The sequence below is a fragment of the Bordetella genomosp. 2 genome (assembly GCF_002261345.1).
GTDB lineage: Bacteria > Pseudomonadota > Gammaproteobacteria > Burkholderiales > Burkholderiaceae_B > Bordetella_A.
Genome location: NZ_NEVT01000008.1, coordinates 265416 through 291177, shown reverse-complemented (window position 1 = coordinate 291177; position 25762 = coordinate 265416). Strand labels below are relative to the sequence as shown.

Annotated in this window: 23 protein-coding genes; 10 read left to right on the top strand and 13 right to left on the bottom strand. The window is 68.7% G+C overall.

Going from position 1 to position 25762, the window contains the following annotated elements:
• The first annotated feature begins 6 nt into the window (after positions 1-6).
• On the top strand, positions 7-1134 hold the full coding sequence (locus tag CAL24_RS20285) for an alpha-hydroxy acid oxidase (protein WP_094807738.1): 1128 nt from the start codon (positions 7-9) through the stop codon (positions 1132-1134).
• Positions 1135-1145: 11 nt separating this feature from the next.
• Here CAL24_RS20285 and CAL24_RS20280 read toward each other — a convergent pair whose 3' ends face one another.
• Genes CAL24_RS20280 through hutC form a run of 6 tightly spaced genes read right to left on the bottom strand, consistent with a single transcriptional unit; the run spans position 1146 to position 8296 of the window.
• Positions 1146-1964: a phosphate/phosphite/phosphonate ABC transporter substrate-binding protein gene (locus tag CAL24_RS20280; RefSeq protein WP_094807737.1), complete on the bottom strand. Its 819-nt coding sequence runs from the start codon at positions 1962-1964 to the stop codon at positions 1146-1148.
• 10 nt (positions 1965-1974) lie between these two features.
• On the bottom strand, positions 1975-2979 hold the full coding sequence (locus tag CAL24_RS20275; protein ID WP_094807736.1) for an ornithine cyclodeaminase family protein: 1005 nt from the start codon (positions 2977-2979) through the stop codon (positions 1975-1977).
• Between the two features lie 13 nt (positions 2980-2992).
• Positions 2993-3979: a Bug family tripartite tricarboxylate transporter substrate binding protein gene (locus tag CAL24_RS20270; RefSeq protein ID WP_094807735.1), complete on the bottom strand. Its 987-nt coding sequence runs from the start codon at positions 3977-3979 to the stop codon at positions 2993-2995.
• Positions 3980-4021: 42 nt separating this feature from the next.
• Positions 4022-5806 carry an HAL/PAL/TAL family ammonia-lyase gene (locus CAL24_RS20265; protein WP_249278596.1) on the bottom strand — a complete coding sequence of 595 codons (1785 nt, stop codon included), beginning with the start codon at positions 5804-5806 and terminating at the stop codon, positions 4022-4024.
• 31 nt (positions 5807-5837) lie between these two features.
• Entirely contained in the window at positions 5838-7520 is a 1683-nt protein-coding gene (gene hutU / locus CAL24_RS20260) for a urocanate hydratase (RefSeq protein WP_094807734.1), read from the bottom strand.
• A gap of 20 nt (positions 7521-7540) precedes the next feature.
• A complete protein-coding gene (hutC, locus tag CAL24_RS20255) occupies positions 7541-8296 on the bottom strand; it encodes a histidine utilization repressor (RefSeq protein ID WP_094807733.1) in 756 nt (251 codons plus the stop codon).
• 104 nt (positions 8297-8400) lie between these two features.
• Here hutC and hutI point away from each other — a divergent pair, with 104 nt between their 5' ends.
• The 8 genes from hutI to CAL24_RS20215 all read left to right on the top strand — a co-directional run bounded on the left by hutI (position 8401) and on the right by CAL24_RS20215 (position 17605).
• A complete protein-coding gene (gene hutI, locus CAL24_RS20250; protein ID WP_094807732.1) occupies positions 8401-9657 on the top strand; it encodes an imidazolonepropionase in 1257 nt (418 codons plus the stop codon).
• Positions 9658-9698: 41 nt separating this feature from the next.
• On the top strand, positions 9699-10448 hold the full coding sequence (locus CAL24_RS20245; RefSeq protein ID WP_028352809.1) for a FadR/GntR family transcriptional regulator: 750 nt from the start codon (positions 9699-9701) through the stop codon (positions 10446-10448).
• A gap of 61 nt (positions 10449-10509) precedes the next feature.
• On the top strand, positions 10510-11415 hold the full coding sequence (gene kdgD / locus CAL24_RS20240) for a 5-dehydro-4-deoxyglucarate dehydratase (RefSeq protein WP_094807731.1): 906 nt from the start codon (positions 10510-10512) through the stop codon (positions 11413-11415).
• Positions 11416-11527: 112 nt separating this feature from the next.
• Positions 11528-13039 (top strand): ABC transporter substrate-binding protein, encoded by a 1512-nt coding sequence (locus tag CAL24_RS20235; RefSeq protein WP_094807730.1) that lies wholly within the window; start codon positions 11528-11530, stop codon positions 13037-13039.
• Positions 13040-13112: 73 nt separating this feature from the next.
• On the top strand, positions 13113-14027 hold the full coding sequence (locus CAL24_RS20230; RefSeq protein ID WP_094807729.1) for an ABC transporter permease: 915 nt from the start codon (positions 13113-13115) through the stop codon (positions 14025-14027).
• A 1-nt stretch (position 14028) separates the two neighbouring features.
• Positions 14029-14958, top strand: a complete 930-nt coding sequence (locus CAL24_RS20225) for an ABC transporter permease (RefSeq protein ID WP_212591746.1) — start codon at positions 14029-14031, stop codon at positions 14956-14958.
• Entirely contained in the window at positions 14955-16619 is a 1665-nt protein-coding gene (locus tag CAL24_RS20220; RefSeq protein ID WP_094807728.1) for an ABC transporter ATP-binding protein, read from the top strand. The genes CAL24_RS20225 and CAL24_RS20220 overlap by 4 nt, the downstream gene beginning before the upstream one ends.
• Positions 16616-17605, top strand: a complete 990-nt coding sequence (locus CAL24_RS20215; RefSeq protein ID WP_094807727.1) for a 2-hydroxyacid dehydrogenase — start codon at positions 16616-16618, stop codon at positions 17603-17605. The genes CAL24_RS20220 and CAL24_RS20215 overlap by 4 nt, the downstream gene beginning before the upstream one ends.
• Here CAL24_RS20215 and CAL24_RS20210 read toward each other — a convergent pair.
• Positions 17602-17967: a TfoX/Sxy family protein gene (locus tag CAL24_RS20210; RefSeq protein ID WP_249278595.1), complete on the bottom strand. Its 366-nt coding sequence runs from the start codon at positions 17965-17967 to the stop codon at positions 17602-17604. The two genes, CAL24_RS20215 and CAL24_RS20210, sit on opposite strands and share 4 nt — an antisense overlap.
• A gap of 248 nt (positions 17968-18215) precedes the next feature.
• Entirely contained in the window at positions 18216-19319 is a 1104-nt protein-coding gene (locus tag CAL24_RS20205) for a porin (RefSeq protein WP_094807725.1), read from the bottom strand.
• A gap of 433 nt (positions 19320-19752) precedes the next feature.
• Between CAL24_RS20205 and CAL24_RS20200 the strand changes: the two genes are divergently transcribed.
• Positions 19753-20313 (top strand): LuxR family transcriptional regulator, encoded by a 561-nt coding sequence (locus CAL24_RS20200; RefSeq protein ID WP_028352801.1) that lies wholly within the window; start codon positions 19753-19755, stop codon positions 20311-20313.
• 19 nt (positions 20314-20332) lie between these two features.
• Here CAL24_RS20200 and CAL24_RS20195 read toward each other — a convergent pair whose 3' ends face one another.
• The 5 genes from CAL24_RS20195 to CAL24_RS20175 form a co-directional block, all read right to left on the bottom strand.
• Positions 20333-21112: an SDR family NAD(P)-dependent oxidoreductase gene (locus CAL24_RS20195; protein WP_094807724.1), complete on the bottom strand. Its 780-nt coding sequence runs from the start codon at positions 21110-21112 to the stop codon at positions 20333-20335.
• A gap of 27 nt (positions 21113-21139) precedes the next feature.
• Entirely contained in the window at positions 21140-22456 is a 1317-nt protein-coding gene (locus CAL24_RS20190; RefSeq protein ID WP_094807723.1) for a TRAP transporter large permease, read from the bottom strand.
• A gap of 9 nt (positions 22457-22465) precedes the next feature.
• Positions 22466-22999: a TRAP transporter small permease gene (locus tag CAL24_RS20185; protein ID WP_094807722.1), complete on the bottom strand. Its 534-nt coding sequence runs from the start codon at positions 22997-22999 to the stop codon at positions 22466-22468.
• A 65-nt stretch (positions 23000-23064) separates the two neighbouring features.
• Positions 23065-24159, bottom strand: coding sequence for a TRAP transporter substrate-binding protein DctP (gene dctP / locus CAL24_RS20180; RefSeq protein ID WP_094807721.1), 1095 nt, complete (start codon positions 24157-24159; stop codon positions 23065-23067).
• 37 nt (positions 24160-24196) lie between these two features.
• Positions 24197-25747: a class I adenylate-forming enzyme family protein gene (locus CAL24_RS20175; protein ID WP_094807720.1), complete on the bottom strand. Its 1551-nt coding sequence runs from the start codon at positions 25745-25747 to the stop codon at positions 24197-24199.
• Positions 25748-25762 lie beyond the last annotated feature (15 nt).

Below are 25762 nucleotides of genomic sequence, written 5' to 3'. Positions count from 1 at the left end.
CCGGCCATGCAACTGAACGTCGCGGACTACCGCGAGCTGGCGCGCTTCGTGTTCGATTATGTCGAGGGCGGCGCGGAGGATGAGCGCTGTTTGCGGCGCAACGCGCACAGTCTGGAACGGTTGGGCTTACTGCCCGGCGGCCTGCGCGACACGACCGGCGTCGATACCGGCGTCCAGGTGTACGGCCAGCGCTGGGCCGCGCCGTTCGGCGTGGCGCCCGTCGGGCTGAACGGCCTGTTGCGCCCGGACGGCGATGTGCTGGCCGCGCGGGCGGCGGGCGCCGCGGGCCTGCCGTTCATCCTGTCGACCGCGTCCAACAGCCGGCTGGAGGCCGTGCGCGCCGCCACCGCCGGCCCCTGCTGGATGCAGCTGTATGTCATGCAGGCGCGCGACCTGGCCGCGCAGATCGTGCGGCGCGCGCGGCAGGCCGGGTTCGACGCGCTGGTGCTGACTATCGATGTGCCGGTCAGCGGCTACCGCGAGCGCGATGTGCGCAATGGCTTCGCGCTGCCCTTCAGGCCGGGGCCGGCCATGCTGTGGGACATGCTGACCCACCCGCGCTGGCTGGCCCGCATGGCGCGCGCCGGCGCGCCGCAGTTCGTCAACCTGGCGCCGGCCGACGGCGCCGCGTCGGCGCAGGCGCAGGCCGCGCTGCTGTCGCGCGCCATGGACCGGTCCCTGGTATGGGAGGACCTGGCCTGGCTCCGCTCCTTGTGGGACGGGCCGCTGCTGGTCAAGGGCGTGCTGCATCCGGACGATGCGCGCCGCGCCGTGGCGCTGGGCCTGGACGGGCTCATCGTTTCCAACCACGGCGGCCGGCAGCTGGACGCCGCGCCCGCCACCATGCAGATGCTGCCGCGCGTGCGGGATGCGGTGGACGGCAAGGCGCTGGTGTTCGTCGACGGCGGCTTCCGGCGCGGCTCGGATATCGCCAAGGCGCTGGCCTGCGGCGCGCAAGGGGTATGGGTGGGCCGGCCGATGGCATATGGTCTGGCCGGGGGCGGCGAGCGGGGCGTGCACGGCGTGCTGTCCTTGCTGCGCGCCGAGCTGGAGCGCACCATGATCCTGATGGGGGTGCCTCACGTCGCTGGTTTTGGCGCCGGGCAGTTGTGCGTCCATGGCGCCGGCTCGTGACGGCGCCTGTTTCAGCGGATCTCCGGATAGCCGCGGGCGAGCGCCGCCTGCTCCATGTCTATCAGCGCCCCGTAGCGCGCGGGTGCGGGCCGCACGAAGCGCGCCACGTGCGCATTGCGTAGCAGCGACGCATCGCGCGGGTCTTCGTGCAGGATCAGCAGCGCGCGCGACAGGCGCGCGGCGACGGCCGGGTCTACGTCGGGTCCGGCCACCAGCAACGGGTTGGGGGTCCAGGGCGTATAGGCCAGGGTACGCAGCCCGGCCAATGTGTCCGGGTCGTGCGCGCGCAGCAAGTCCAGGTACCAGCCGTCCACCGCGGTGAGGTCGATTTGCTTATCCACCAGGGCGCGCAGCAGGCCGCGCGGGTTGCCGTATGGCCCTTTGGATTCGGCGAACCGCGAGCCGCCCGGCGGGATGTGCCGGGCCAGAGTGGCGCGCGGCGCGTTCCAGCCGGATTGCGAGTCGCGCACCATCCAGCCATAGCGGCTGCCGGTCGCGTCGGCCAGCGTGCGCCAGGGGCTGTCGACGCGCACCAGGAACTCGCTGCGGTAACGCGGCAACCCTCGATAGGCGGGCCAGGCCGGGACCACGCCGGCGATGGCCGTGTAGGCGCGTCCCGCCCGCAAGGCGGTGGCGAAGGGCCAGCCGCACATGAAGGCGCCGCACAGGCCGGGCCGGTCCCACAGTTCACCGATGGGAGTCGGCCAGCCGTGTTCGACGAACCGGATCTCCAGGCCGGCGCGCGCGTGCGCGGCCTGGAGCAGCGCGTGCCAGGCGGCGCGCGCCGCGGGGGCCGCGTCGTACATGCGTGTGGAAGCGATCAGCTCCATGGCGCAGTGCCTAGGCGAACTTGAGCGTCTGGCCCAGGCCCATCTTGCGGGCCTTCTCGAGCATGGCATGGCCCAGCGCGATGTCGGTGGTTGACAGGCCGCGGTGCCAGAACAGAATGGTCTCGTCGTCACGCTCGCGGCCCGGCTTGGCCCCCGCGACGATCTGGCCGATCTCGGCGTGCAGGTTTTCCTCGGTGATGCGGTCGCTGTCAACGTGGGCGCGCAGCGCGCCGTAGGGGAGCCCCTTGCGGCATTGGCCCCAGTCGTCGACGACCACTTTGCTCATGATGTCAGTCAGGCTCAATTCCACCGCGCTCATGGTGCCGTAGGGCATGACCAGGGCGCCGGGCTTGATCCATTCCGTCCTGAGCAGTGGCGTGGGCTCGGGCAGGCGCGAGGCCTCGACGACGATGTCGGCGTCGCGCACGCAGGACTCCCAGTCGTCCACCACCTTGACCGGCTTGCCCAGGTCGCGCGACAGGCGCTCGCCGAATGCCTGGCGGCTTTCGGGACGGCGGGAGTGCACGCGGATCTCGTCGAAATCGTAGAGGCTGTCGAGAAGGCGGACATTCCAGTACGAAGTGCCGCGCGAGCCGATGTGGCCCAGCACCTTGCTCCGCTTCGGCGCCAGGTACTTGGCGCCCAGGGCCGTGACCGCGCCGGTGCGCATGTCGGTGATGGCGGTGGCGTCGACGACGGCCAGCGGCTTGCCGTTGACTGGGTCGAACAGGTTCAGCAGGGCCATTTCAGATGGCAGATCGATCTTGTAGTTGTCGACAAAGTCGCTGACTACTTTCACGCCGGCGACGTGCAGCGGTTCGATATAGCCGCGCAGCACATTGAAATGGCCTTTGGTCGAGGATTCCGGCACCAGGTGCACCCGTGGCTCGATGACGGTCTTGCCGCGTCCTTGTGCGTCCAGCGCGCTTTCCACGGCGGCGAGAATTTCGGCGTCGGTGAGCGCCAGCGCACGTACGTCGGGTCCGTTCAGGTAGGTGATGTCGATGGACTGCATGAGGTCTCCTCGGTCATTGGATAGGCTGGATGCCGGCTTTCTTGACGATGGCCGCCCACTTGCGGCTCTCGTCCTGGATGGTGCGGGCGAAGTCGGCGCGGCTCGAGCCGGCCGGCTCCACGCCCAAGCCGGTGAATTTCTGGCGCACGGCTTCCATGCCGACGGCGGCGGCGATGTCGGCCTGCAGCCGGTCGAGGATTTCGGCCGGGACCTCGGCGGGCGCCACGATGCCGTACCAAGAGGTCACGTCGAAGCCGGGGTAGCCGCTTTCCGCCACGGTGGGAACGTCCGGCAGCTGTGGCAGGCGCGCGGGACCGGCCACGGCCAGCGCGCGCAGTTTGCCGGCCTGGATCTGCGGCAGCACCGTCGAGACGCCCGCGAACATCATGTCGACGTTGCCGGCGACCACATCATTGACCGCGGCGGCCATCGCGTTGTAGGGGATGTGCCGCACGACAATGCCAGCCGATTGGTTCAGCAGTTCGCCGGCCAGGTGGGCGCCGCTGCCGGGTCCGGGGGACGAGTAATTGAGTTTGTCGGGATGCTGGCGGGCGTAGTCCACCAGTTCCTTGAAAGTGCTCGCGGGTACGCGCTCATTGACTACCAGCACGTTGGGCGACGTGGCCAGCATGGTGACCGGCGCGAAATCCTTGGCCGTGTCGAACGGCAGCTTGGTGTAGAGCAAGGGGTTGACGGTCAAATTGCCCGCCGGCGCGAGGGCCAGTGTATAGCCGTCGGGCTTGGCGCGGGCCACGTAGTCCATACCGATATTGCCGGACGCGCCGACCTTGTTCTCGATGATGACCGGCACGCCCCACTTGTCGCCGAGTTCCTGCCCGACGATGCGAGGCAGGGCGTCGGCGATGCCGCCGGCCCCGAATGGCACCACTATGGTGACGGGCCGCTCGGGATACTTGCCGCCGGCGGCGCATGCCGCCGACGTGGACAGCGCGCCGGCCAGGATGGCGGCGCTCATGCGGATGACGAGAGAGGTATTCATGGTTTCCCCTGTGCAGAGCTCGCTGCTGTATCGGGCCAGCGCCTACTGTCCGGCGTCGTGGTCCCGTTCAAGAAAGCGGCTGGCGCTCGCGATATCGATGGCCAGTCGCCGGTCTTCCGATAGAAACGGCACTTCTTGGCGGAATGCCGCGAGCAGCGCGCTGGTTCCCTTGCCCAGTGAGCGCTGTGGATCGGCGCGCGTGCGCAGGTCCACGGCTTGCGCCGCGTGAATCAGTTCGATACCCAGCAGCGTGCGCAGCCGCTGCACTTGCTGTTGAATCCGTTGTGCGACCAGGGGCGCGTTGGTGCCCACGTCTTCGATGTGACCGGCCACCACCAGCACGTCCGACGATACAGGCTGCGACAGTGCGCGGATTTCCGTCGCCAGCGTTGATACGGGCTTCTGGATGGTGGTGTAGGCCAAGGTCTTGCTGTCAGGCGACAGGAAGCGCGAAAGTTTCGAGAATCCGGGGTCGCCCAGGCGCAGCACGCGTTGCGCCGATGACTGCGCGATATGCGACAACGCCACCCCGACCGACTGCAGCGGCAGCACCCATGCCGTGGGGTCGAAGCCGGCACTGGGCAGTACCGCGCCCCGTACCGCGCCCCGAGTCACGTAGTAGCGCGCTTCCTGCGGATGGACGCCCGGCGGCGGGACCGCGTCCAGCGCCACGGTGGGATTGTCGTCGGAGCTGTTGATCTGGATGGCCAGTTGGGCTTCCAGCGCCCGCAGCGCGTCGCGGGCGGCGCCGTGTACCTGGCTGGCGGTACGGAAACTCAGGGGATCTTGCAGCGCGCGCTGCTCGTCGGTTTGCCAGAGCGCGCTGCCTTCCAGCATGGCAAGAATGTGCCGGGCGGACTGGCGCTGCCCTACATAAGGGCGTTGCGCCTGGGTAGCCGGCAGCAACGGGGCGACGTTGCCGTTCAGGCCTTCCAGCGACAAGGCGGCGATCTCGTCGGCGCGGTCGACGAGCCGCCCGGCATCGTGCGCGGCCAGGATGGCCAGGGCGGCGCTGTAGGCATTCGAACTGAGTAGGGACAGCGAGTCCTTGGCGTAGGGCCTGACCGGCTCGACGCCCGCCTGCCGCAGGGCGTCGGCCGCCGTCATGAGCTTGCCGCCGAGTTCGATCTGGCCTTCGCCCATCATGGCCAGGCCGATTTGGGGCAGGATGCCGATATCTGCCTCGCCGACCGAGCCCTGGCCGAGTACGACCGGCGTCAGCCCATGGTTGAGAAATGCCACATATTGGCGCACCAGCGCCGGGCTCATGCCAGTGCCGCCGAAGAGCGCGGTATTCAGGCGCACGAGCATTGCGGCGCGCACGGCGTCGGCCGGCGCGGGCTCGCCATAAGCGACCGTATGCGAGAGCAGCATGCGGTGGTTGAATGCCTCGGACAATGCCCGCGCCTCGTCCGAAAGCGTGTCGCCGGAGAAAATCGTCTGGTCCTTGTTCTGGCCGACGCCGCGGTTCAGCCCATAGACTGGCTGGCCGAGCCGCGCGTATTCGAGCAGCAGCTGGTGCGAGCGGTCCACCCGCTGCCACGCGCTTTCGGCAGGAGCCACGGGCCGGTGGCCGCGCGCCACTTCGAGCACCTGCTTCGGCGTGAGCGAGCGGCCGTCCAGCGCCAGCGGCGCCTGCCGGGCAGGCGTGGCGGCGGTCGCCGCGGGCTGCGCGGCCACCACGGCGGCGTCGTTCGCCCGTGCGTCGGGCCCGGTCAAGACGCAGGTCATGGTGGCCAGGGCCATCAGGGCCAGGCCCGCCCTGCGTCGCGATGCCTGCCGCAGAACCCTCAAGGCGCTGCCAGCAGTCGGTAGGGGATCATGCATCACAGCTCCTTGGGGTCGATGGAAGACGGGGCTACGGCCGCAGCATGGGCAAATCCAGGCCGACCGACCGGGCGCACTCGACGGCGATGTCGTAGCCCGCGTCCGCGTGGCGCATCACGCCGGTGGCCGGATCGTTGTGCAGTACGCGCGCCAGACGCCGGTCGGCCTCGGCCGTGCCATCGCACACGATGACCACGCCGGCATGCTGCGAAAACCCCATGCCCACGCCGCCGCCGTGGTGCAGCGATACCCAGGTGGCACCGCTGGCGGTGTTGAGCAGTGCGTTCAGCAGCGGCCAGTCCGACACCGCATCGGAGCCGTCGCGCATCGATTCGGTCTCGCGATTGGGGCTGGCTACCGAACCGGAGTCGAGGTGGTCGCGGCCGATCACGATGGGCGCGCTCAGCTCGCCGCTGCGCACCATTTCATTGAAGGCCAGGGCCAGCCGCGCACGGTCGCGCACGCCGACCCAGCAGATGCGCGCCGGCAGCCCCTGGAAGGCGATCCGTTCGCGCGCCATGTCGAGCCAGTTGTGCAGGTGCTTGTCGTCGGGAATGAGTTCCTTGACCTTCGCGTCGGTCTTGTAGATGTCGTCCGGATCGCCCGACAGCGCCGCCCAGCGGAATGGCCCGATGCCCTCGCAGAACAGCGGCCGGATATAGGCCGGCACGAAGCCGGGAAAGTCGAAGGCATTGGCCACGCCTTCTTCCAGCGCGACCTGCCGGATGTTGTTGCCGTAGTCCAGCGTGGCCGCGCCGCGCTGCTGCAGTTCCAGCATGGCGCGCACATGCGCAGCCATCGATTGCCTGGCGGCTGCCACCACGGCGGCGGGATCGCTCTGGCGCTTGTCGCGCCAGGCGTCCATGGACCAGCCCTGCGGCAGGTAGCCGTTCAATGGATCGTGGGCCGACGTCTGGTCGGTCAGGCAGTCGGGCGTGATATTGCGGCGGACCATTTCCTGGACCACGTCCGCGGCGTTGCCCAGCAGGCCCACCGACACCGCACGCCCATCGGCGCGGGCCTGCTCGATAAGCGCCAGCGCTTGGTCGAGGGAGGTGGCCTTGACGTCGATATAGCGAGTGCGCAGCCGGAAGTCGATACGCGATTCGTCGCATTCCACGGCAATCATGCTGAAGCCCGCCATGGTCGCCGCCAACGGCTGCGCTCCGCCCATGCCGCCCAGCCCGGCGGTCAGGATCCAGCGGCCCTTGGGGTCGCCGCCGAAATGTTGGTTGGCGACCGCGTAGAACGTTTCGTAGGTGCCCTGGACGATGCCCTGGGAGCCGATGTAGATCCAACTGCCGGCCGTCATCTGTCCGAACATCATGAGGCCCTTGCGGTCGAGCTCATGGAAATGCTCCCAGGTGGCCCAGTGCGGCACCAGGTTGGAGTTGGCCAGCAATACGCGCGGCGCGTCGGCGTGCGTCTTGAATACGCCGACCGGCTTGCCGGACTGGATCAGCAGGGTTTCGTCGGCCTCGAGACGGCGCAGTACCTCCAGGATCTTGTCGTAGGCCTGCCAGTTGCGGGCGGCGCGGCCGATGCCGCCGTACACCACCAGCTCGTGCGGGTGTTCGGCGACCTCGGGATCCAGGTTGTTCTGGAGCATCCGGTAGGCGGCCTCGATCAGCCAGTTCTTGCAGCTCAGGGTGTTGCCGCGAGGGGCGCGGATGCTGCGCGAGGCGTCGTGGCGGGTGGGCGTGGGGGCGCTCATGGCGTGTCTCCGTCGGGTTTCTATTTGGGCGCCGCAGTCCGGGCGGCCGGCGCGGACACCGTGGCATAGCCGCTGAGGCGATACGAGTTGCCCGGATGGATCAGGCGGGCGAAGGTCGCGACATGGGGCGCGGTCCAGGTGCGCCGCAGCACCTGCAGGCAGGCTTGCGGGCCTGCCAGGCCAAGCCAGCCGGCGACTTCGGCGTTGGGCAGGATGGCTTCGATGGTGTGTTCGACCGCCGAGAGGGGCGCGACGCGGCTCAGGTAGGCATTGGGGGTTTCCTGGCTGAAGTCCTGCTCGAGATATCCCGGGGCGGCCTGCGGATTGACGTAGCGGTCTTCCAGTTGCACCGCCACGCCATTGTCCAGGTGCAGCAGGACTGAATGGAACACCGGGCTGCCGGGCGCGATGCCCAGCGCGATGGCGATACCGTCGGTGGCCGCGTCCTGTTCTAGCGTGATCACGCGGTTGCTGTAGTGGTGGCCGCGCTCGGCGATCTCGTCGGCGATGTTGCGCACTTCCAGCACCGGCAGTACAGGCCGGCGTTCGGCCACGAAGGTGCCCACGCCCTGGCTGCGCACCAGCATGCCGTCCTGCGTGAGTTCCAGGATGGCGCGGCGCGCGGTCATGCGGGATACGTCGAATTGCGCGGCCAACTGGTTCTCGGAGGGCACTTGTTCATTGACTGCCCACTGGCCCGATTCGATGTTCTCGATGATGTGCTGCTTGATGCGGGCATAGGGGGCGAGGGGCTGGTCGCGTAGCGTGGCGTTCATGGACAGGGTTCCGAAAAGCGATGTCGACAGGAGGATTTAACTTGGATATACAAGTATAGTCAAGTAAACTTTGGTGCTATGCATATCCCGAAAGGAGCCGTTCCATGGAGCATCAGGGAATACCCCAGGCCTGGGATACCTTGGTCGTCAATGCCCGGCTGGCCACTTTCGCGCCCGGGCGCGCGGGTGATTACGGGGTGGCCGACGACGCGGACGCGTTGGCGATCGCCGGCGGCCGCATCGCCTGGATCGGCCGCGCGGCCGAACGGCCGGCCCGGATGCGGGTGACGGCCACTGTCGACGCTGGCGGCCAGTGGGTCACGCCCGGCCTGGTCGACTGCCACACGCACCTTGTGTATGCGGGTTCGCGGGCGCGCGAATTCGCATTGCGGTTGAAGGGCGCCAGCTACGAAGAGATCTCCCGCGCCGGCGGCGGCATTGCCTCGACCGTGCGCGCGACGCGCGAGGCCGGCACGGCCGCGCTGTTCGAGCAAGCCCGGCCGCGGCTCCAGGCGCTGATGCGCGAAGGTGTCACGACCGTGGAGATCAAGTCGGGCTATGGGCTCGATCGCGACACCGAGCTCGCCATGCTGCGCGCGGCGCGGCGCCTGGGCGAAACGGAAGCCGTCACGGTGCGCGCGACCTTCCTGGGCGCGCATGCGCTGCCGCCGGAATATGCCGGCCGGGCCGACGCCTATATCGACCATGTCTGCGACGAGATGCTGCCCGCAGTGGCGGCCGCCGGGCTGGCCGATGCCGTGGACGCCTTCTGCGAGAACATCGGCTTCGATGCCGGACAGGTCGAACGGGTGTTCAAGGCCGCCACGGCGCTGGGCCTGCCCGTGAAGCTGCATGCCGAACAGCTGAGCAACCTGGGGGGCAGCGAGCTGGCGGCGCGCTTCGGCGCGTTGTCAGCGGACCATCTCGAGCACCTGGACGAGGCCGGCGCGCGTGCGCTGGCCGCGGCCGGCACGGTGGCGGTGTTGTTGCCCGGCGCTTATTACTTCCTGCGCGATACGCACACGCCGCCCATTGCCTTGCTGCGCCAGCACGGGGTGCCGATGGCGGTGGCGACCGATTGCAATCCCGGCACGTCGCCGTTCGCGTCGCTGCTGCTGATGTTGAACATGGCCTGCACGCTGTTCCGCATGACGCCGGCGGAAGCCTTGAACGGCGTGACATACGCCGCGGCGCGCGCGCTGGGCATGGCCGATCGGGTGGGTAGCCTGGAGGTGGGCAAGCAGGCCGACCTGGCATTCTGGCCGGTAGCCGACCTGGCCGAGCTCTGCTATAGCTACGGCACCCATGCGCCCGCCCGGGTCCTGCATGCCGGCATCGAACGCGGCCTGGAGGTCGAATGATATGATGACCGGGCCGGCAGTCATGCCGGGGGAGATACAGATTGACCACGCCCCCACCCGTTCCCGCCAAGAAAAAAACCCTGTCGGCGCAAGTCGCCGATGAACTGCGCGCCCGCATCGAGAGCGGCATGTACGCGCCGGGCGACAAGCTGCCCACCGAACCGGTACTGGTAGAGAAGTTCGGCTTCAGCCGCACCGTCATCCGCGAAGCCATCGCCACCCTGCGCGCCGACGGCTTGCTGGAATCGCGCCAGGGCGCCGGGGTGTTCGTGCTGGGGCCGCGCCAGTCGCCCGAGACCCTGATGCTGTTCACCCACGCGACCGACAAGATCTCGGACATCATCGAGGAGCTCGAGCTGCGCATCGGCATCGAGGTCGAGGCCGCCGGTCTGGCCGCGGCCCGCAGTTCGCCGGCCCAGGAAGCCGCCATCCAGGCCGAACTGGACCGGTTCGGCGAGCTGATGGCGGCCGGGCAGTCCACCGACGACTCCGATTTCCGCTTCCACATGGCCATTGCCGCCGCCACCAACAACGGCCGCTTCAAGGCGTTCCTGGAGCACATCGGCCGGCGCATGATCCCGCGGGTGAAGTTCCGCACGGTGATGGGCGGGGTCGACCCGCTGCCGAACCGCGACCACATCATCCTGGCCGAACACGCCGAGATCGCCGAGGCCATCTTCGCCAGTGACGTGGACCGCGCGCGCGATGCCATGCGGCGCCATCTACTGTCGGGCATCCAGCGCTATCGCGCCGTTACGCGCCGCAAGACGGCCGGGGCTTCCGAGGATTGACACTGCCTGAATATTAATAATATGATTTTCCAAAATTCATATTATTAGTTGAGAGGTAAGTATGACTCCGCAGGAGATCAAGGCTCGCGTGGCCTCCGGGTTGCTGTCCTTTCCGGTTACGCATTTCCATGACGACTACAGCCTGAACCTGGACAGCTACCGCGCCCATGTGGAATGGCTGTCCGGCTTTGGCGCGGCGGCGCTGTTCGCCGCCGGCGGCACGGGCGAGATGTTCTCGCTGACCCCGGAAGAGATCGGTGCCGTCACCCGCGCCGCCAAGGAGGCCGCCGGCGATGTGCCCATCATCGCGGGCTGCGGCTATGGCACCGCGCTGGCCAGGGACATCGCGCGCCGCGCCGAGGAAGCGGGCGCCGATGGCTTGCTGCTGCTGCCCCACTACCTGATGGAAGTGCCGCAGGAAGGCATCTACCAGCACGTCAAGGCGGTCTGCGACGCTACCGGCCTGGGCGTCATCGTCTACAACCGCTCGAACTCGATCGCCAGCGCCGACACGGTGGCGCGCCTGGCCGACGCCTGCCCGAACCTGATCGGCTTCAAGGACGGCACGGGCAAGACCGAACTGGTGCGCCGCATTACCGCCAAACTGGGCGACCGGCTGTCGTACATCGGCGGCATGCCCACGCACGAGCTGTACGCCCAGGGCTTCAACGGCCTGGGACTGAGCACGTATTCGTCAGCGGTCTTCAACTTCGTGCCGAAGCTGGCCGTGCGCTTCTATAACGCGCTGCGCGCCGATGACCAGGCGACGATGGCCGAGATCCTCGACAGCTTCTTCTTTCCCTTCGCCGATATCCGCGACCGCGAGAAGGGCTATGCGGTGTCGATCATCAAGGCGGGCGTGGAGCTCATCGGCCGCACGCCCGGCCCGGTGCGCCCGCCGCTGACCAACCTGAAGCCGCAGGAGAAGGACATGCTCAAGGCATTGATCGAGCGCGCCGGCGATTGAGCCGGGCGGCTTCGGCCGCGAACGGCCCGCCCGGCGGCGGGCCGGCGACGAGCAAGCACGCAGGCAGAACTGTGCCAGACCGTCGCGCAAGACCAACCCCAAGGAGGAAGACATGAATCGAGCAGGTATCGTTTCCCTGGTCTCGGCGGCCCTCGCGGCCGCCCTGGCCGGGCCGGCCGCCGCGCAGGACGCCAGCCGGGAAGTGCGCATCGTGCTGCCGGAGCAGCCGGCCAACCTGGAGCCGTGCGGCACCATCGTGACCAATATCGGGCAGATCCTGAACCAGAACGTCACCGAGCCGCTGTCGGTCATCAATCCCAAGACCGGCAAGGCCGAGCCCAAGCTGGCCGCCGGCTGGGAGCAGCTGGACCCGAACACCTGGCGCATCAAGCTGCGGCAGGGGGTGAAGTTCCATGACGGCGCGCCTTTCAACGCCAAGGCGGTGGCCTACTCGATCGAACGCATGACCGGCGGCAAGGTGACATGCAGCAACATGGCCAAGTTCGGCAACGCCAAGCTGACGGTCACGCCGGTCGACGAATACACCGTCGAGATCAAGTCCGACCGGCCCGAGCCCATTCTGCCGACGCTGCTGAGCGTGGTCATGGCGGTGTCGCCCAATACGCCCGCCGACAAGGCGGTCAACGACCCGGTCGGCACCGGGCCCTACAAGCTGGCGACCTTCACGCCGCAGACGGTCGTGCTGGAGCGGTTCGACGGCTATTGGGGCAAGCAGCCGGAGGTCTCGAAGGCCACTTATGTGTGGCGCCAGGAATCGTCGATCCGCGCCGCCATGGTGGAAACCGGCGAAGCCGACCTGACGCCCTCCATCGCCATCCAGGACGCGACCAACCTCAAGACGGATTTTTCTTACCTGAATTCGGAGACCACGGCGATCCGCATCGACGTGGCGCAGCCGCCGCTCGATGACGTGCGCATCCGCAAGGCGCTCAACCTGGCGATCGACTGGGACGGCCTGGGCCAGCTGTTCGGCGACGACATCGAGCGCGCCGCGCAGATGGTGGTGCCGGGCATTGTCGGCCACGACGACAAGCTGGAGCCCTGGAAATATGACGCGGCCGAAGCCAGGAAGCTGGTCGACGCGGCGCGCGCCGACGGCGTCAAGGTGGATACCGAGATCAAGCTGATCGGCCGCAACGGCATCTACCCGAACGGCGCCGAAGCCATGGAGGCCATGATGACCATGTGGCAGGCGGCGGGCCTGAACGTCAAGCTGGTGATGCTGGACGTGGCCGACTGGCTGCGCTACCTGCAGAAGCCGTACCCGGCCGAGCGCGGCGCCAACCTGCTGCAGATGATGCACGACAACAACAAGGGCGACGCGGCCTTCACCATTCCCATCTTCTACCGTTCCAGCGGCCAGTATTCGATGATGAACGACCCGGCCGTCGACAAGGAGATCGACGCCGCCATGGCCGCCACCGGCCAGGCGCGCGAGGATGCCTTCAAGAAGATCTTCGACCAGATGCGCAAGGAAGTGGTGCCGGACATTCCCATGTTCCACATGATCGGCTACACCCGCGTGGGCGAGCGCCTGGACTGGAAGCCGGACATCACGACCAACAGCGAGATCCCGCTGGCCAACCTGCATTTCAAGAACTGATCGCGGCCGGGGCGCGCCGTCCGTATGGCGGCGGCGCCGCCCGCCGCCCGCATCACGGCAGTCGGGGAGTTTCATGCTGAATTATCTTGGCCGGCGGGCCTCGCACAGTGTCATTTCCATACTGGGCCTGCTGATACTGGTTTTCTTCCTGGTCCGGCTGACCGGCGACCCCTCCGCGCTCTACTTGCCGCTGGATTCCACGCCCGAGGCGCGCGCCGCGTTCGCCAAGCTGAACGGGCTGGACCAGCCGATCTACATCCAGTTCTGGCATTACCTGTCCGACCTGGCGCGGCTCGACTTCGGCGAGTCCATGCGCCAGCACCGCTCGGCCATGGCGGTGGCGCTGCAGGCGTTTCCGCAGACGCTCAAGCTGGCCTTCGTGGCCATGCTGCTGTCGGTATCGCTGGCCATCCTGGTGGGCGCGCTGGCGGCGGCGCGTCCGCGCGGCGTATTCGACCGCCTGGCCAGCGTGGCCTCGCTGGCGGGCGCCAGCGCGCCGGATTTCTGGGTGGCCATCGTGGCCATCCTGGTGTTCGCCGTGGGGCTGGATGTGTTGCCCACCTCGGGCACCGGCGGCTGGCAGTACTGGGTCATGCCGATCTTCGTCCTGATGCTGCGTCCGTTCGGCCTGCTGGTGCAGGTGGTGCGCGGCACCATGCTGTCGTCGCTGGCCTCGCCGTACATCAAGACGGCGCGCGCCAAGGGGCTGGGCCGCCACGCCATTGTGTTCGGCCACGCGCTGCGCAATTCGCTGCTGCCGGTCATTACGGTGGCCGGCGACCTGGCGACCGGCCTGATCAACGGCGCGGTGGTGGTGGAGTCGATCTTCGGCTGGCCGGGCATCGGCAAGCTGATGATCGATTCGATCATCCAGCGCGACTTCGCCGTGGTGCAGTCCACCATCCTGGTCACCGCCACCGCGATCTTCATCCTCAACATCGTGATCGACGTGCTGTACGCGGTGCTCGATCCCCGCGTCCGGTACTGACATGACCGCCATGCTATCCGCCCGCCCAGCCGCCGCGTCGTCCGGCCGCACGCGCGCGCGCCTGCTGTTCGATTACCTCAAGCGCGACCGGCTGGCCCTGGCCGCCGCCGTGTTCCTGCTGTTGCTGGTGCTGGCGGCGCTGTTCGGCCCGTGGCTGGTGGGCGACACGGCGACCCGGCTGGGCCTGCGCCACCGCAACCTGGCGCCGTTCAGCCTGGACGCCGGCTGGCTGTATGTGCTGGGCGCCGACACCCTGGGCCGGCCGATCCTGCCGCGCCTGGTGCTGGGCGCGCGCAACACGCTGGGCATCGCCGCGGCGGCGGTATTCACGTCGATGATCGTGGGCGGCCTGCTGGGGCTGGTGGCCGGCTATTCGGAACGCTGGTACAGCCACCTCATCCTGCGCGCGGCCGACATCATTATGAGCTTCCCGTCGCTGCTGCTGGCGTTGATCGTGCTGTACACGCTGGGGCCCAGCGTCACCAACCTGGTGATCGTGCTGGCCATCACCCGCATGCCGGTCTACCTGCGCACGGCCCGCGCCGAGGTGCTGGAACTGCGCGAGCGCATGTTCGTGACGGCGGCGCGCGCCATGGGCGCCAGTTCGCTGCGCATCCTGCTGCGCCATATCGCGCCGCTGGTGGCGCCCACCCTGGTCACCATCCTGGCGATCGACTTCGCCACCGTGATCCTGGCCGAATCGGCGCTGAGCTTCCTGGGCCTGGGCATCCAGCCGCCCGATTTCACCTGGGGCGCGATGGTGGCCAACGGGCGCGGCTACCTGGCCAGCGCCTGGTGGATCGCCTTCTGGCCCGGCATGGCCATCATGCTGGCCACGCTGTCGCTGAACATCCTGTCCAGCTGGGCGCGCACGGTGGCGGACCCGCAGCAGCGCTGGCGCCTGCAACAACTGAAGAGGGCCGCCCGATGAGCGATGCCGAGCTGACGCAACCCATCTTGCGCATCGACGGGCTGACCGTCGATTTCCTGTCCGACGACGAGCCGGTGCGCGCGGTGGATGAAGTGTCGTTCCATGTATGCCCGGGCGAGACGCTGGTGATCCTGGGCGAGAGCGGCTCGGGCAAGAGCGTCAGCACCAGCACGGTGATGGGCCTGGTCGATTGCCCGCCCGGGGATATCGTCGCGGGGGCGATCCACTTCCAGGGCATGGACCTCGCGCGCCTGGGCGACGAGGCCCGGCGCGCCGTCAACGGCCGCCGTATCGCGATGATCTTCCAGGACCCGCTGGCCTACCTGAATCCGGTGTACACGGTGGGCCGCCAGATCGCCGAGGTGTACACCAGCCATGGCGTGGCGGCGGGCGCCCAGGCGCGCGCGCGGGCCATCGACCTGCTGCGGCGGGTGGGTATCCCCGAGCCGGAGACCCGGGTCGATTGCTACCCGCACCAGTTCTCGGGCGGCCAGCGCCAGCGCGTGATGATCGCCATGGCCATCGCGCTCGAACCGGACATCCTGATCGCCGACGAGCCGACCACGGCGCTGGACGTCAGCGTGCAGGCGCAGATCCTCGACCTGCTGCGCGACCTGCAGCGCGAGCGCCGCATGGCGCTGATCCTGATCACCCACGACCTGGAAGTGGCGGCGGCGATGGCCGACCGCGTGATCGTCATGAATGCCGGCCAGATCGTCGAAGCGGGGCCGGCGCGCGAGGTCTTCACGCAGCCGCGGCATGCGTACACGCGCAAGCTGACCACCGCGCTGCCGCACGGCCCCGCGGCGGATCAACAGCACCGGCGCGCGCCGGCGGGCCGGCGCGAGGTGCTGCTGCGCGTCGAGCACCTGGTGAAGGAGTATCCGCTGTCGTCCGGCCTGTTCGGGGCCCGGCGGATGCTGCGCGCCGTGGACGACGTCAGCTTCGAATTGTGCAAAGGCGAGACGCTGGGCATCGTGGGCGAATCCGGCTCCGGCAAATCGAGCATGGCGCGCCTCTTGCTGCGGCTGTTCGATGCGACATCCGGCGCCGCGCACTACCAGGGCCAGGACATTTTCCGCATGGACGACGCGCAGATGCGAGTGTTCCGCCGCAAGGTGCAGATGGTGTTCCAGGACCCCTTCGGTTCGATGAACCCGCGCATGAACGTGCATGACATCATCTCGGAGCCGTGGGCCATTCACGGCGACATCCTGCCCCGGCCGCGCTGGCGCGACCGGGTGGCCGAGCTGCTGGAGCTGGTGGGCATGAAGCCCGAGCACGCGCTGCGCTACCCGCACCAGTTCTCGGGCGGCCAGCGCCAGCGCATCGCCATCGCGCGCGCGCTGGCCAGCGAGCCCGAACTGGTGGTCTGCGACGAGGCCGTGTCGGCTTTGGACGTGTCGATCCAGGCGCAGGTCATCGACTTGCTGGCCGACCTGCGGCAGCGGCTCGGCCTGTCGTACCTGTTCATCACCCACGACCTGCCGATTGCGCGCCATTTCGCCGATCGCATCCTGGTGATGCAGCAGGGCAAGGTGGTGGAGCAGGGCGATACCCAGGCGATTTTCGAGCGGCCGCGCCACGAGTACACGCGCAGCCTGCTGGCGGCCACGCCGCGGCCCAAGTGGCTGGCGGCGGATCTGTCGGGGGCCGCATGATCGATATCGTGTTCCATGGCCGCACCGCCGCTGCATACCTCGACGATTTCCGCGCGGCCCTGCGCTGCGAGGCGCGCATACGCGCCGTGCCCGAGGCCGTGCGCGAGCCGGACGATATCCAGGCGCTGCGCCAGGCCGACGTGGTGGTCGGCAATCGCCTCGACGCGTCCATGCCGGTGCCCGGGCGCGCGCGGCTGTACCAGGTGTGCGCCACCGGCTACGACCGCATCGACCTGGACTTGCTGCCGGCCGGCGTCACGGTGTGCAATTGCTATGGCCACGAGCAGGCGATCGCCGAATATGTCATGGCGGCCATCCTGGCCCGCCGCATCCCGCTGGCCGACGCGGATGTCCGCTTGCGGCAGGGGCAGTGGCCCTATCGGGCCGGCTCGCCGGACGGCCTGCACGGCGAGATCGGCGCGGCGACGCTGGGGTTGCTGGGCTACGGCCACATCGGACGGGCGATCGCCCAGCGCGCCCAGGCCTTCGGCATGCGGGTGCTGGCCGCCAACCGCAGCCCGGTGCCGCTGTCGGACACGGTCGATGCCTGGTATGGGTTGCAGGACCTGGACCGCTTCTACGCGGACGCCGATTTCATCGTGGTGTCCCTGCCATTGCTGGACGGCACGCATGGCCTGGTGGATGCGGCGGCCTTCGCGCGGATGCAGCCGCATGCCGTGCTCGTCAATGTGGGGCGCGGGCCGGTGGTGGACGAGCAGGCCCTCTATGACGCCCTGTCGCGGCGGCGCATCGGCGGGGCGGTGATCGATACCTGGTACCAGTATCCCGCGGCGGCGGGCCAGGCCGCCGCGCCTTCGCGGCTGCCGTTCGCGGAACTGGACAACGTTCTCATGACGCCGCACATGTCGGCGTGGACCGACGGCACCATCCGCCGCCGGGCGCGCGCCATGGCGGCGAATGTGGATGCCTGCTTCAGCGGCGGGCGACCCGCCTGCGTGATCCGCGCGCCGTCGGGCCCGGCCTAGCGGCCGAGGGCGCGCTGGCGGTTCCTGCGCGGCGACGCCTTGGCTAGCGGGTTGTACGCCAGGGCGGCGGCGACCCAGTGCTCCCATTGTGCGCGGGTGGCGTAGCCGGCCGGCTCGACCCAGAAGTACCCGCGCATGCCGCCGCGCGGGTCGAGCTCGCGCACGGCCGGCGATTCGGCGACCGTTTCGTGGGTATCCGGAGGCAGGCGCACCAGCAGGTCGTCTTCACGCACGCCGAAGCAGATCTTGCCGTTGAGCAGGATGCAGTGGCAGCCGAACATGAGGCGTTCGTCCACCTCGCCGTGCGGTTCGGCCGCGGCGCGCAGGGCGGCGATCAGGGATGGGGAGTGTTCGACGGGCATCGGACGGCAGGCGTGCGGGGGCGACAGCCCGATCATATCGCCCGCGGGGCGTCCGGCGCGCTGTCCAAGCGGAGTGGGCCTCCCCGCAGGGGAGGCCCGACCCTTCGGAACGCCGGAAGGCGCAGCCGGGCCGGGGAGATCGTCACTCGCGGACAACGGAGGGAAAGCCGCGTGATCAGAGGGGACACCCGTGCTGCGTCAGGCGAGGCCGCCCCGTCCCGGAAGGACGGCCCCGCCTTTCCGGTCGGTCAGAACCGGTGGCGAATACCCACGGCGAAGGCCGTGTTCTTCACGTCTTCCTGGAAAGCGAAGTTGTCGCCGTACGCGCCGTAGGCGTACAGGTTGGTGCGCTTGCTCAGGTCGTAGGTGGCGCCCAGGGCGAAGATGTTGAAGGCTTCGTCGTCGCCGGTGAGCTTGCTGTTCTTCGGGTCGGCGCGCTGCCAGCCGCCGAAGATCTTGGTGGCGCCCAGCGGCACGGTCAGGCCCAGCATCATCGAGTTCACGCGCGCGCCGTCGACCACGCGCAGGCTGCCCAGCGACTTGAAGTCGTCGGGGCTGGTGCCCATGCTGATGCCCGAGAACCAGCCGTCGTACGTCTGGCCCCAGGCGGCGTGCAGCGCGACCACTTCGAAGTCGTACTCGGCGCCGATGATGTATTCCTGCAGGCTGGTGTCCTGCTCGTCCGACACGGCGTTGGTCGGGTTCAGGCGGTCGTAGGCGGCGGCCACGGTCAGCGGGCCGTTGCTGTACTTGGCGCCCACCGTGATGACGCGGTTGTTGTCGCCGGTGGCGAAGTTGCCGTCCTTCTCGTCGTCGGCGTTGAACGAGTAGCCGACGCCGAAGCTGAAGCCCGACAGGTTGGGCGACTGGTACATCACCATGTTGTCCAGGCGCAGCGACTTGGCCGAGCCGAAGGCGCTGCCGATGCCGGCGATGCCGTAGTCGGTGCCGAACGGGCTGATGCCGCCGATGTACTTCGAGGCCATGTTGGTCTGGCGGCCGAACTCGAGCTTGCCCCACGAATCGCCGGCCAGGCCCACCGTGGCCTGGCGGCCGAACAGGCGGCCGCCTTGCGACGAGGTGCCGTTCTGGCTGTCGAAGCCGGATTCAAGCGTGAAGATGGCCTTCAGGCCGTCGCCCAGGTCCTCGGTGCCCTTCAGGCCCCAGCGCGAGCCGCCGCTGACGCCGCTGACGCCGCCGACGCGGCTTTCCTTGAAACCGTTGGGGCCCTTGACCTGTTCATAGCCGATACCGGTGTCGATCAGGCCGTACAGCGTGACGCTGGTATCGGCCGCGTGCGCCGCGCCGGCGAATCCCGTTGCCAGAGCGGCAGCGAGCAAGGTTTTCTTCATGTAATGCTCCTGTGTTTGCCATATGACGGCCGGCATCGAAGTCCGGAAATCCGTGCCCCGACATCGGCATGGCCCGCAGTCTAGAAGACGGAGAGCTTTGGAAATATTTCGGCGCAGTTCAAAAAGAGTTTTCCGCGCAACGGAACAGTCCGTGCGATCTGCTGTAATAAAGACATGGCATCGCGCGTGCGCGTTGCTCGCGCGATACCGCAGAACCGGCGGCCCGGTTCGCACCGACAGCGCGGCAAAGGCCGGCCATTTTCCGGTCCGGCACGCGTCCGGCGGCCCGGCATGCTGTGGCGCGGATCAGACAACCGCCCCATGCGGGCGCGGCGGCCGCAGGGTCGTTGTGCCGCCGGCCGCCGCTGCGGTATATATGTCGTCACCCGCGTGTCACGGAAAATGGCGGGGGTCGATACACGGAGAGGCAAGCATGCGGGACCACCACCTGGCGCTGTTGGCATTCACGGAATCGCCTGCTCCGCAGGTCGTCTGCCGCTCGCGCAAGATATCCGAGTGCAACCACGCGTTCGCGCACCTGTTTGGCTACAAGCGCGAAGAGCTGGTGGGCGAATCCATCCTCAAGCTGTACCCGTCGCTGGCCGACTACCACGAGATCGGCCAGCGCTGCCTGAAGCACTTGCAGAGCAATTGCTACTACGAGGACGAGCGCTTCATGCAGCACCGCAACCGCGAGATCTTCTGGGCCCGCGCGCGCGGCATCACGCTCACTTCCGACGACCCCTTCGACCTGATGATCTGGAGCTTCGAGCGGATCGCCGACAATCCGGTCAAGACCGCCAACCTGACCCGCCGCGAGCGCGAGATCTCGGGCTACGTGGTCAACGGCCTGAGCTGCAAGGAAATCGCCGCGCGCCTGAAGATCTCGCACCGCACGGTCGAGGTACACCGCGGCCGCATCATGCGCAAGCTCGAGGTCAAGAACACCGCCGAGCTGGTCTCGCGCATCATCATGGTCGACCGCAAGGCCTGAGGCGCCCGGCGGGCGGGCGTCAGCGCGACAGGCTGCCGGTGCGGTTCACTCCGGCGGCCAGGTAGCCGCCGTCGACCGCCAGGACATGGCCGTTGATGTAGCCGGCGCCGGGCGACGCCAGGAACACGATGGCCTCGGCGATCTCTTCCGGCGTGCCCAGGCGGCCGACCGGCAGCATGGCTTCGAACGCCGCGCGGGTTTCCGGCGTGTAGGCGTCGGCCGTCATGGCCGTGACGACCGGTCCCGGCGCGACCGCATTGGCGGTAATGCCGAGCGGTCCCAGCTCCATGGCCAGTTGGCGGGTCAGGCCGATGACCGCGGCCTTGGACGTGCCATAGGCGGCGCGGCCGATGCCCGCGCGCACGCCGCTGATCGAGGCGAGGTTGACGATGCGGCCGTAGCCGCGCGCGGCCATGCCGACGCCGGCCCGGCGGGCGCAGCGAAAGGTGCCGGTGACGTTGACGGCGAGAATCCGTTCCCAGTCCGCGATAGGGTAGTCGAGCAGCGGCGCCACGCCCATGATGCCGGCGCTGTTGACCAGGATGTCGACCGGGCCGAGCGCGGCCTCGGCTTCCTGGAAGGCCCGCTCCACCGAAGCGTCGTCGGTCACGTCGATGGCCAGCGCGGCGGCCTGGCCGCCGGCCTGGGCGATTTCCTGCGCGCATGACAGCGCGCCGTCGCGCTGCAGGTCGGCTACCGCCACCTTGTCGCCGCGCGCGGCCAGCGCCAGCGCGGCGGCCCGGCCCAGGCCCGAGGCGCCGCCCGTGACCAGCGCGACGCGGGTTTGTTCTTGTTGCATGGAAGCTCCCTTGCCGGCTGCCCGGCGTCATTTGCCCAGCATCATCTCGGGCAGGATGGTGACGATGATGGGGAAGGCGAACAGGATGGCGGTGGCGACGAACTCCATGATGACGAACCACCAGGCGCCCTGGAAGATTTTGGTCAGCGGCGTGGAACGGTCGATGCCGGCGATGACGAAGACATTCAGGCCGACGGGCGGGGTGATCAGGCCGATCTCGCACATCTTGACCGCCAGGATGCCGAACCAGATCGGGTCGAAGCCCAGCGACACGATGGTCGGGAACATGATCGGCAAGGTGATCACCAGCATCGAGAAGGCATCCAGGAACATGCCCATCGGCACATAGGCCAGCAGCAGCAGGATGACGATCAGGGTGGGCGGGACGTCGGACGCGACGATCAACTCGGCGATCTGCTGCGGCACCTGCACCAGGCTCAGGAAGAAGCTGAAGATGCCCGCGCCCAGCATGGTGAAGAGGATCATCACGGTGGTGGTGATGGCGTTGCGGAAGCTCTCGTAGAGCTTGCCGCGCAGCGCGCCGCGCGCCTGCGCCGCGCACAGCAGCATGATCAGCGCGGCCAGGGCGCCCACGGCGGCGGCCTCGGTGGCCGTGACGATGCCCAGGTAGATGCCGCCCAGCACGATCACGAACAGCATCGCCACTTGCCAGCCGTCCTTGAGCGATGCCAGGCGCTCGCCCCAGCCATGGCGCGGCAAGGGGGCGGCGCCGACCCGGCCGCTGGCCGCGACGACCCAGATGCCCACCACGAATACCAGCGTGGACAGCAGGCCCGGCAGCACGCCGGCCACCAGCATCTTGCCGGCCGAGACTTCGGTCAGGGCGGCGTAGAAGATCAACAGCACGCTGGGGGGGATCAGCACGCCCAGCACGCCGCCGGCGGCCACCGCGCCGGCCGACAGCCGCGGGTCGTAGCCGGCGCGCTTCATTTCCGGGATGGCCACCGCCCCGACCGTGGCGGCGGTGGCCACGCTGGAGCCGGAGGTGGCGGCGAAGCCGGCGCAGGTCAGCACCGATGACATCGCCAGGCCGCCGGGGAAGTGCCCCACCCATTTGCGCGCCACGTTGAACAGCCGCGCGCCGACGCCCGCATGATGCGCGAAGGCGCCCATCAGGATGAACAGCGGGATGACCGTCAGCAAGTAGGAGGCCGACTGCGCATAGGAGAACGATTTCAGGCGGTTGAGGACGAAGCCGAAGTCCTCGACCATGACGATGCCGGCGACGCCGGCCAGGCCCAGCGCGGCGAACACCGGCGTGCCCAGCAGCATGAGAACGAAGATCAGGCCGGTGGCGATCAGCGTGGCGGTGGTGGTGTCCATGCCGGCTCCTCAGTGCGACGCGGCGACGGCGACATCGGCCGTGCGCCGCGGCGCGCGACCGCACAGAGCCCGGGCGGCGCAGAACAGCATCTGCAGCGCGCCGAACCACAGGCCGATGGCGACGGCCACCTTGGTCCACCAGATCGGCACTTCCACATAGCCCCAGCGAAACTCGCGGATGGCCACCGATTCGATCGCCTCGCCGGTGGCCGGGTAGGCCAGCACGGCCAGCATCGCGGCCGCCAGCAGCCATGCCAGGCAGTCGAGCGCGCGCCCGGCCGCTTCCGGCAGCCACTTGCGGGCCATGGTCACGCGGATGTGCGCGTCGTCGAACTGCGTCCAGCCCAGGCCCATGAAGACGATCATCACCATGCTGAGCTCGGACATCTCGAACAACCCCGGCAGGGGGCTGCCGGCGATGGTGCGGAACACCGCGTCGATGGTGGTGCCGAGCATCATGAACAACAGGAGGGCGAGGGCGATCGCGCCCATGACGTTGGAGAGGGCAAGCAGCAGCTTGCCGAGCGGGGTTTCTTCTTTCATGTGGAGGCCGTTCGAAGAATGGGGCGCGCGGCGGGGCCCGCGCGGGGCCCCGCCGCCGCCATGGGTCATGCCTGGGCGGCCAGCTCGTCGAAGCGCTTGAGCGTGCCCTGTGGGTCGTACTTGGCGATGGCGGCGTCGATCAGCGACTGCATGCGCGGGCCGTCGATGCCGGCGGGCTTGGCGACGTTGTCGAGCCAGGCCTGGACCTCGGCGGGCTGCACCAGCGCCTTGGCCTTGCGCTTTTCCTCGTCGGGCAGCGAGGAGAACTTGGCGCCTTCCGCCAGGGCCGTCTTGACGTACTGCCGCGCGGCGGCGTCGAAGATCTCGGTGTACTTGCCGCCGTAGATCTCGCCGACGATGTCGTTGCACAGCGCCTTGACCGGCTCCGGGAAGGCTTCCCAGGTGCGCATGTTGATGATGGTGGCGGACGGCCCGTGCGGGCCGTCGCCGATGTCGGTGAAGTAGGGCGCGATCTCGTGCAGCTTGTAGCCGACCGCGGTGATGAAATCGAAGCCGTACACGCCGTCCAGCACGCCGCGCTCCAGCGCGGTGTAGACCTCGGGCGCGGCCATCGGCACGGCGGTGCCGCCCAGCCGCTGGATCACGTCATTGGCGACCCCGTAGCCGCGGATGCGCTTGCCGCGGATGTCCTCGACCGACTTGATCGGCTCGCGCGTGACCAGCGGCGCGTAATACCAGTTGGTCCAGTACATGACCTTGGCGCGGTAGCGCTTTTCCCATTCGTCGCGCAACGGCTGGAATTGCTCGTAGACATCGCGGCACACCAGGTGCAGCGCGTCGGCGCGGTTCATGCGGTAATACCATTCCAGGCCGCGCGTGACCGGCAGCTGCGCCTGGTAGTAGCCCGGCGAGATCAGCGACATCTCGGACGTGCCGTCGCGCACCGCCGACAGGTGCTCGCCCACTTTGTTGAGCGACTGCGCCCAGTAGCGGCGCACCTTGACCGCGCCGTTGCTGCGCGTTTCCAGCTGCTTCAGGAACCAGTCGTCCAGGCGCGACGGCCCGGCCGTTTCGGCGATGTAGCTGTCGAACTTGATGGACACGGGCTTGTCCGCCGCCAGCAGCCGGGACGGCCAGACCGCCGGGGCCGAGACGCCGGCCAGCAGGCCGGCGGTCTTGATGAAATCGCGTCTTTTCATTGTTGTCTCCTCGTGGTTGGTTGGGCCGGCCTGTGCGTCAGGCCGTGCCGGGGCGCGCTGCCGTTTCGGCCTGCAGCGCTTCGCGCAACTGCGTCTTGGGAATCTTGCCGTAGCTGTTCTTGGGCAGCTCGGCGCGGAAGCAATACCGCTTGGGCGTCTTGAACGCGGCGATCTCGGCGCGGCACCAGCGGTCCAGCTCGTCCGCGGCCGCCGCGGCGCCCGGCCGCAGCACCACGAAGGCGACCACTTCCTCGCCCCACTGGGCGCTGGGCGCGCCGACCACGGCCACTTCGTGCACGGCCGGATGGCGGGCCAGCACTTCTTCGACTTCGCGCGGGTAGATGTTCGACCCGCCCGAGATGATCACGTCCTTGCAGCGGTCGGTCAGCGTCAGGAAGCCGTCCTGGTCCAGGCGCCCGATGTCGCCGGTGCGCAGCCAGCCGTCGACCAGGGTCGCGCGCGTGGCCGCCTCGTTGTTCCAGTAGCCCGCCATGACGGCGTCGCCGCGCACGATCACTTCCCCCTCGGCGCCGGCCGGCACGTCGGCCATGGCGGAATCGACCACGCGCACCTCCATGCAGCTCTGGGCCACGCCGACCGAGGCCAGGCGCGCCTGCCAGCGCGGATGCCCGCTGTCGGCGATGATCTCGCGCGCCAGCGCGGTGATGGTCATGGGGCTTTCGCCCTGGCCGTAGATCTGGGCGAAGCGCGGCCCCAGCACCTGCAGGGCGTCGAGCATGTCGGCCTGGTACATGGGGCCGCCGCCGTAGATGATGGTGTGCAGGCCGCGTCCGTCGCGTCCGTCGCGGCGCGCCTGCTCCACCAGCCGCTTGACCATGGTGGGGGCGGCGAACAGCGACAGCGAGCCGCATGCTTCGGCGGTGTCGAGGATCTCGGCCGGGTCGAAGCCGCGGCTGGCGGGCACGATGTGGCGCGCGGCGCGGCGCACGTACACGAAGTGGTACAACCCGGCGCCGTGCGACATGGGGGCCGCGTACAGCATGCTGTCGCCGGCCGTCACGGTCTCGACGTCGGCGGCATAGCACAGCGCCATGGCCGCCAGGTTGCGGTGGCTGAGCATCACCCCCTTGGGGCGGCCGGTGGTGCCGGAGGTATAGAACAGCCACGCCAGGGCTTCCGGCGCCAGGGCGAGCGGGGCGCGCAGGCCGTCCGCCAGGCCGGCGCGGGCCGCCTGCTCGTAGGCGGGGCTGTCGACCGCCAGGTGCAGGCAGGCCGCGGGCACGCAGTCGCCCGGCAGGTCCCGCGGCGTATCCGTCAGCACGATCCGGGCCTGCGAATCGCCGAGGATCCAGGCCACTTCCTTGGGATGCAGTTTCGGGTTGACCGGCACGACCATGGCGCCGATCCACCAGCAGGCGTAGAACAGCTCCAGGTATTCGACCCGGTTCTTCATGAAGAGGGCGACGCGGTCGCCCTCGGTCACGCCGTGTCCGGCCAGCCAGCGCGCCAGGCCGGCGGCGCGCTGCGCGAACGCCCGGTAGTCGGCGTGCAGGCGGTCGGCCCGGAACAGGGCGGGGTTGTCGGGATGCAGCAGGGCCGCGCCATGCAGCCAGTTCGCGATATTCATGATGCGGGAAATGAA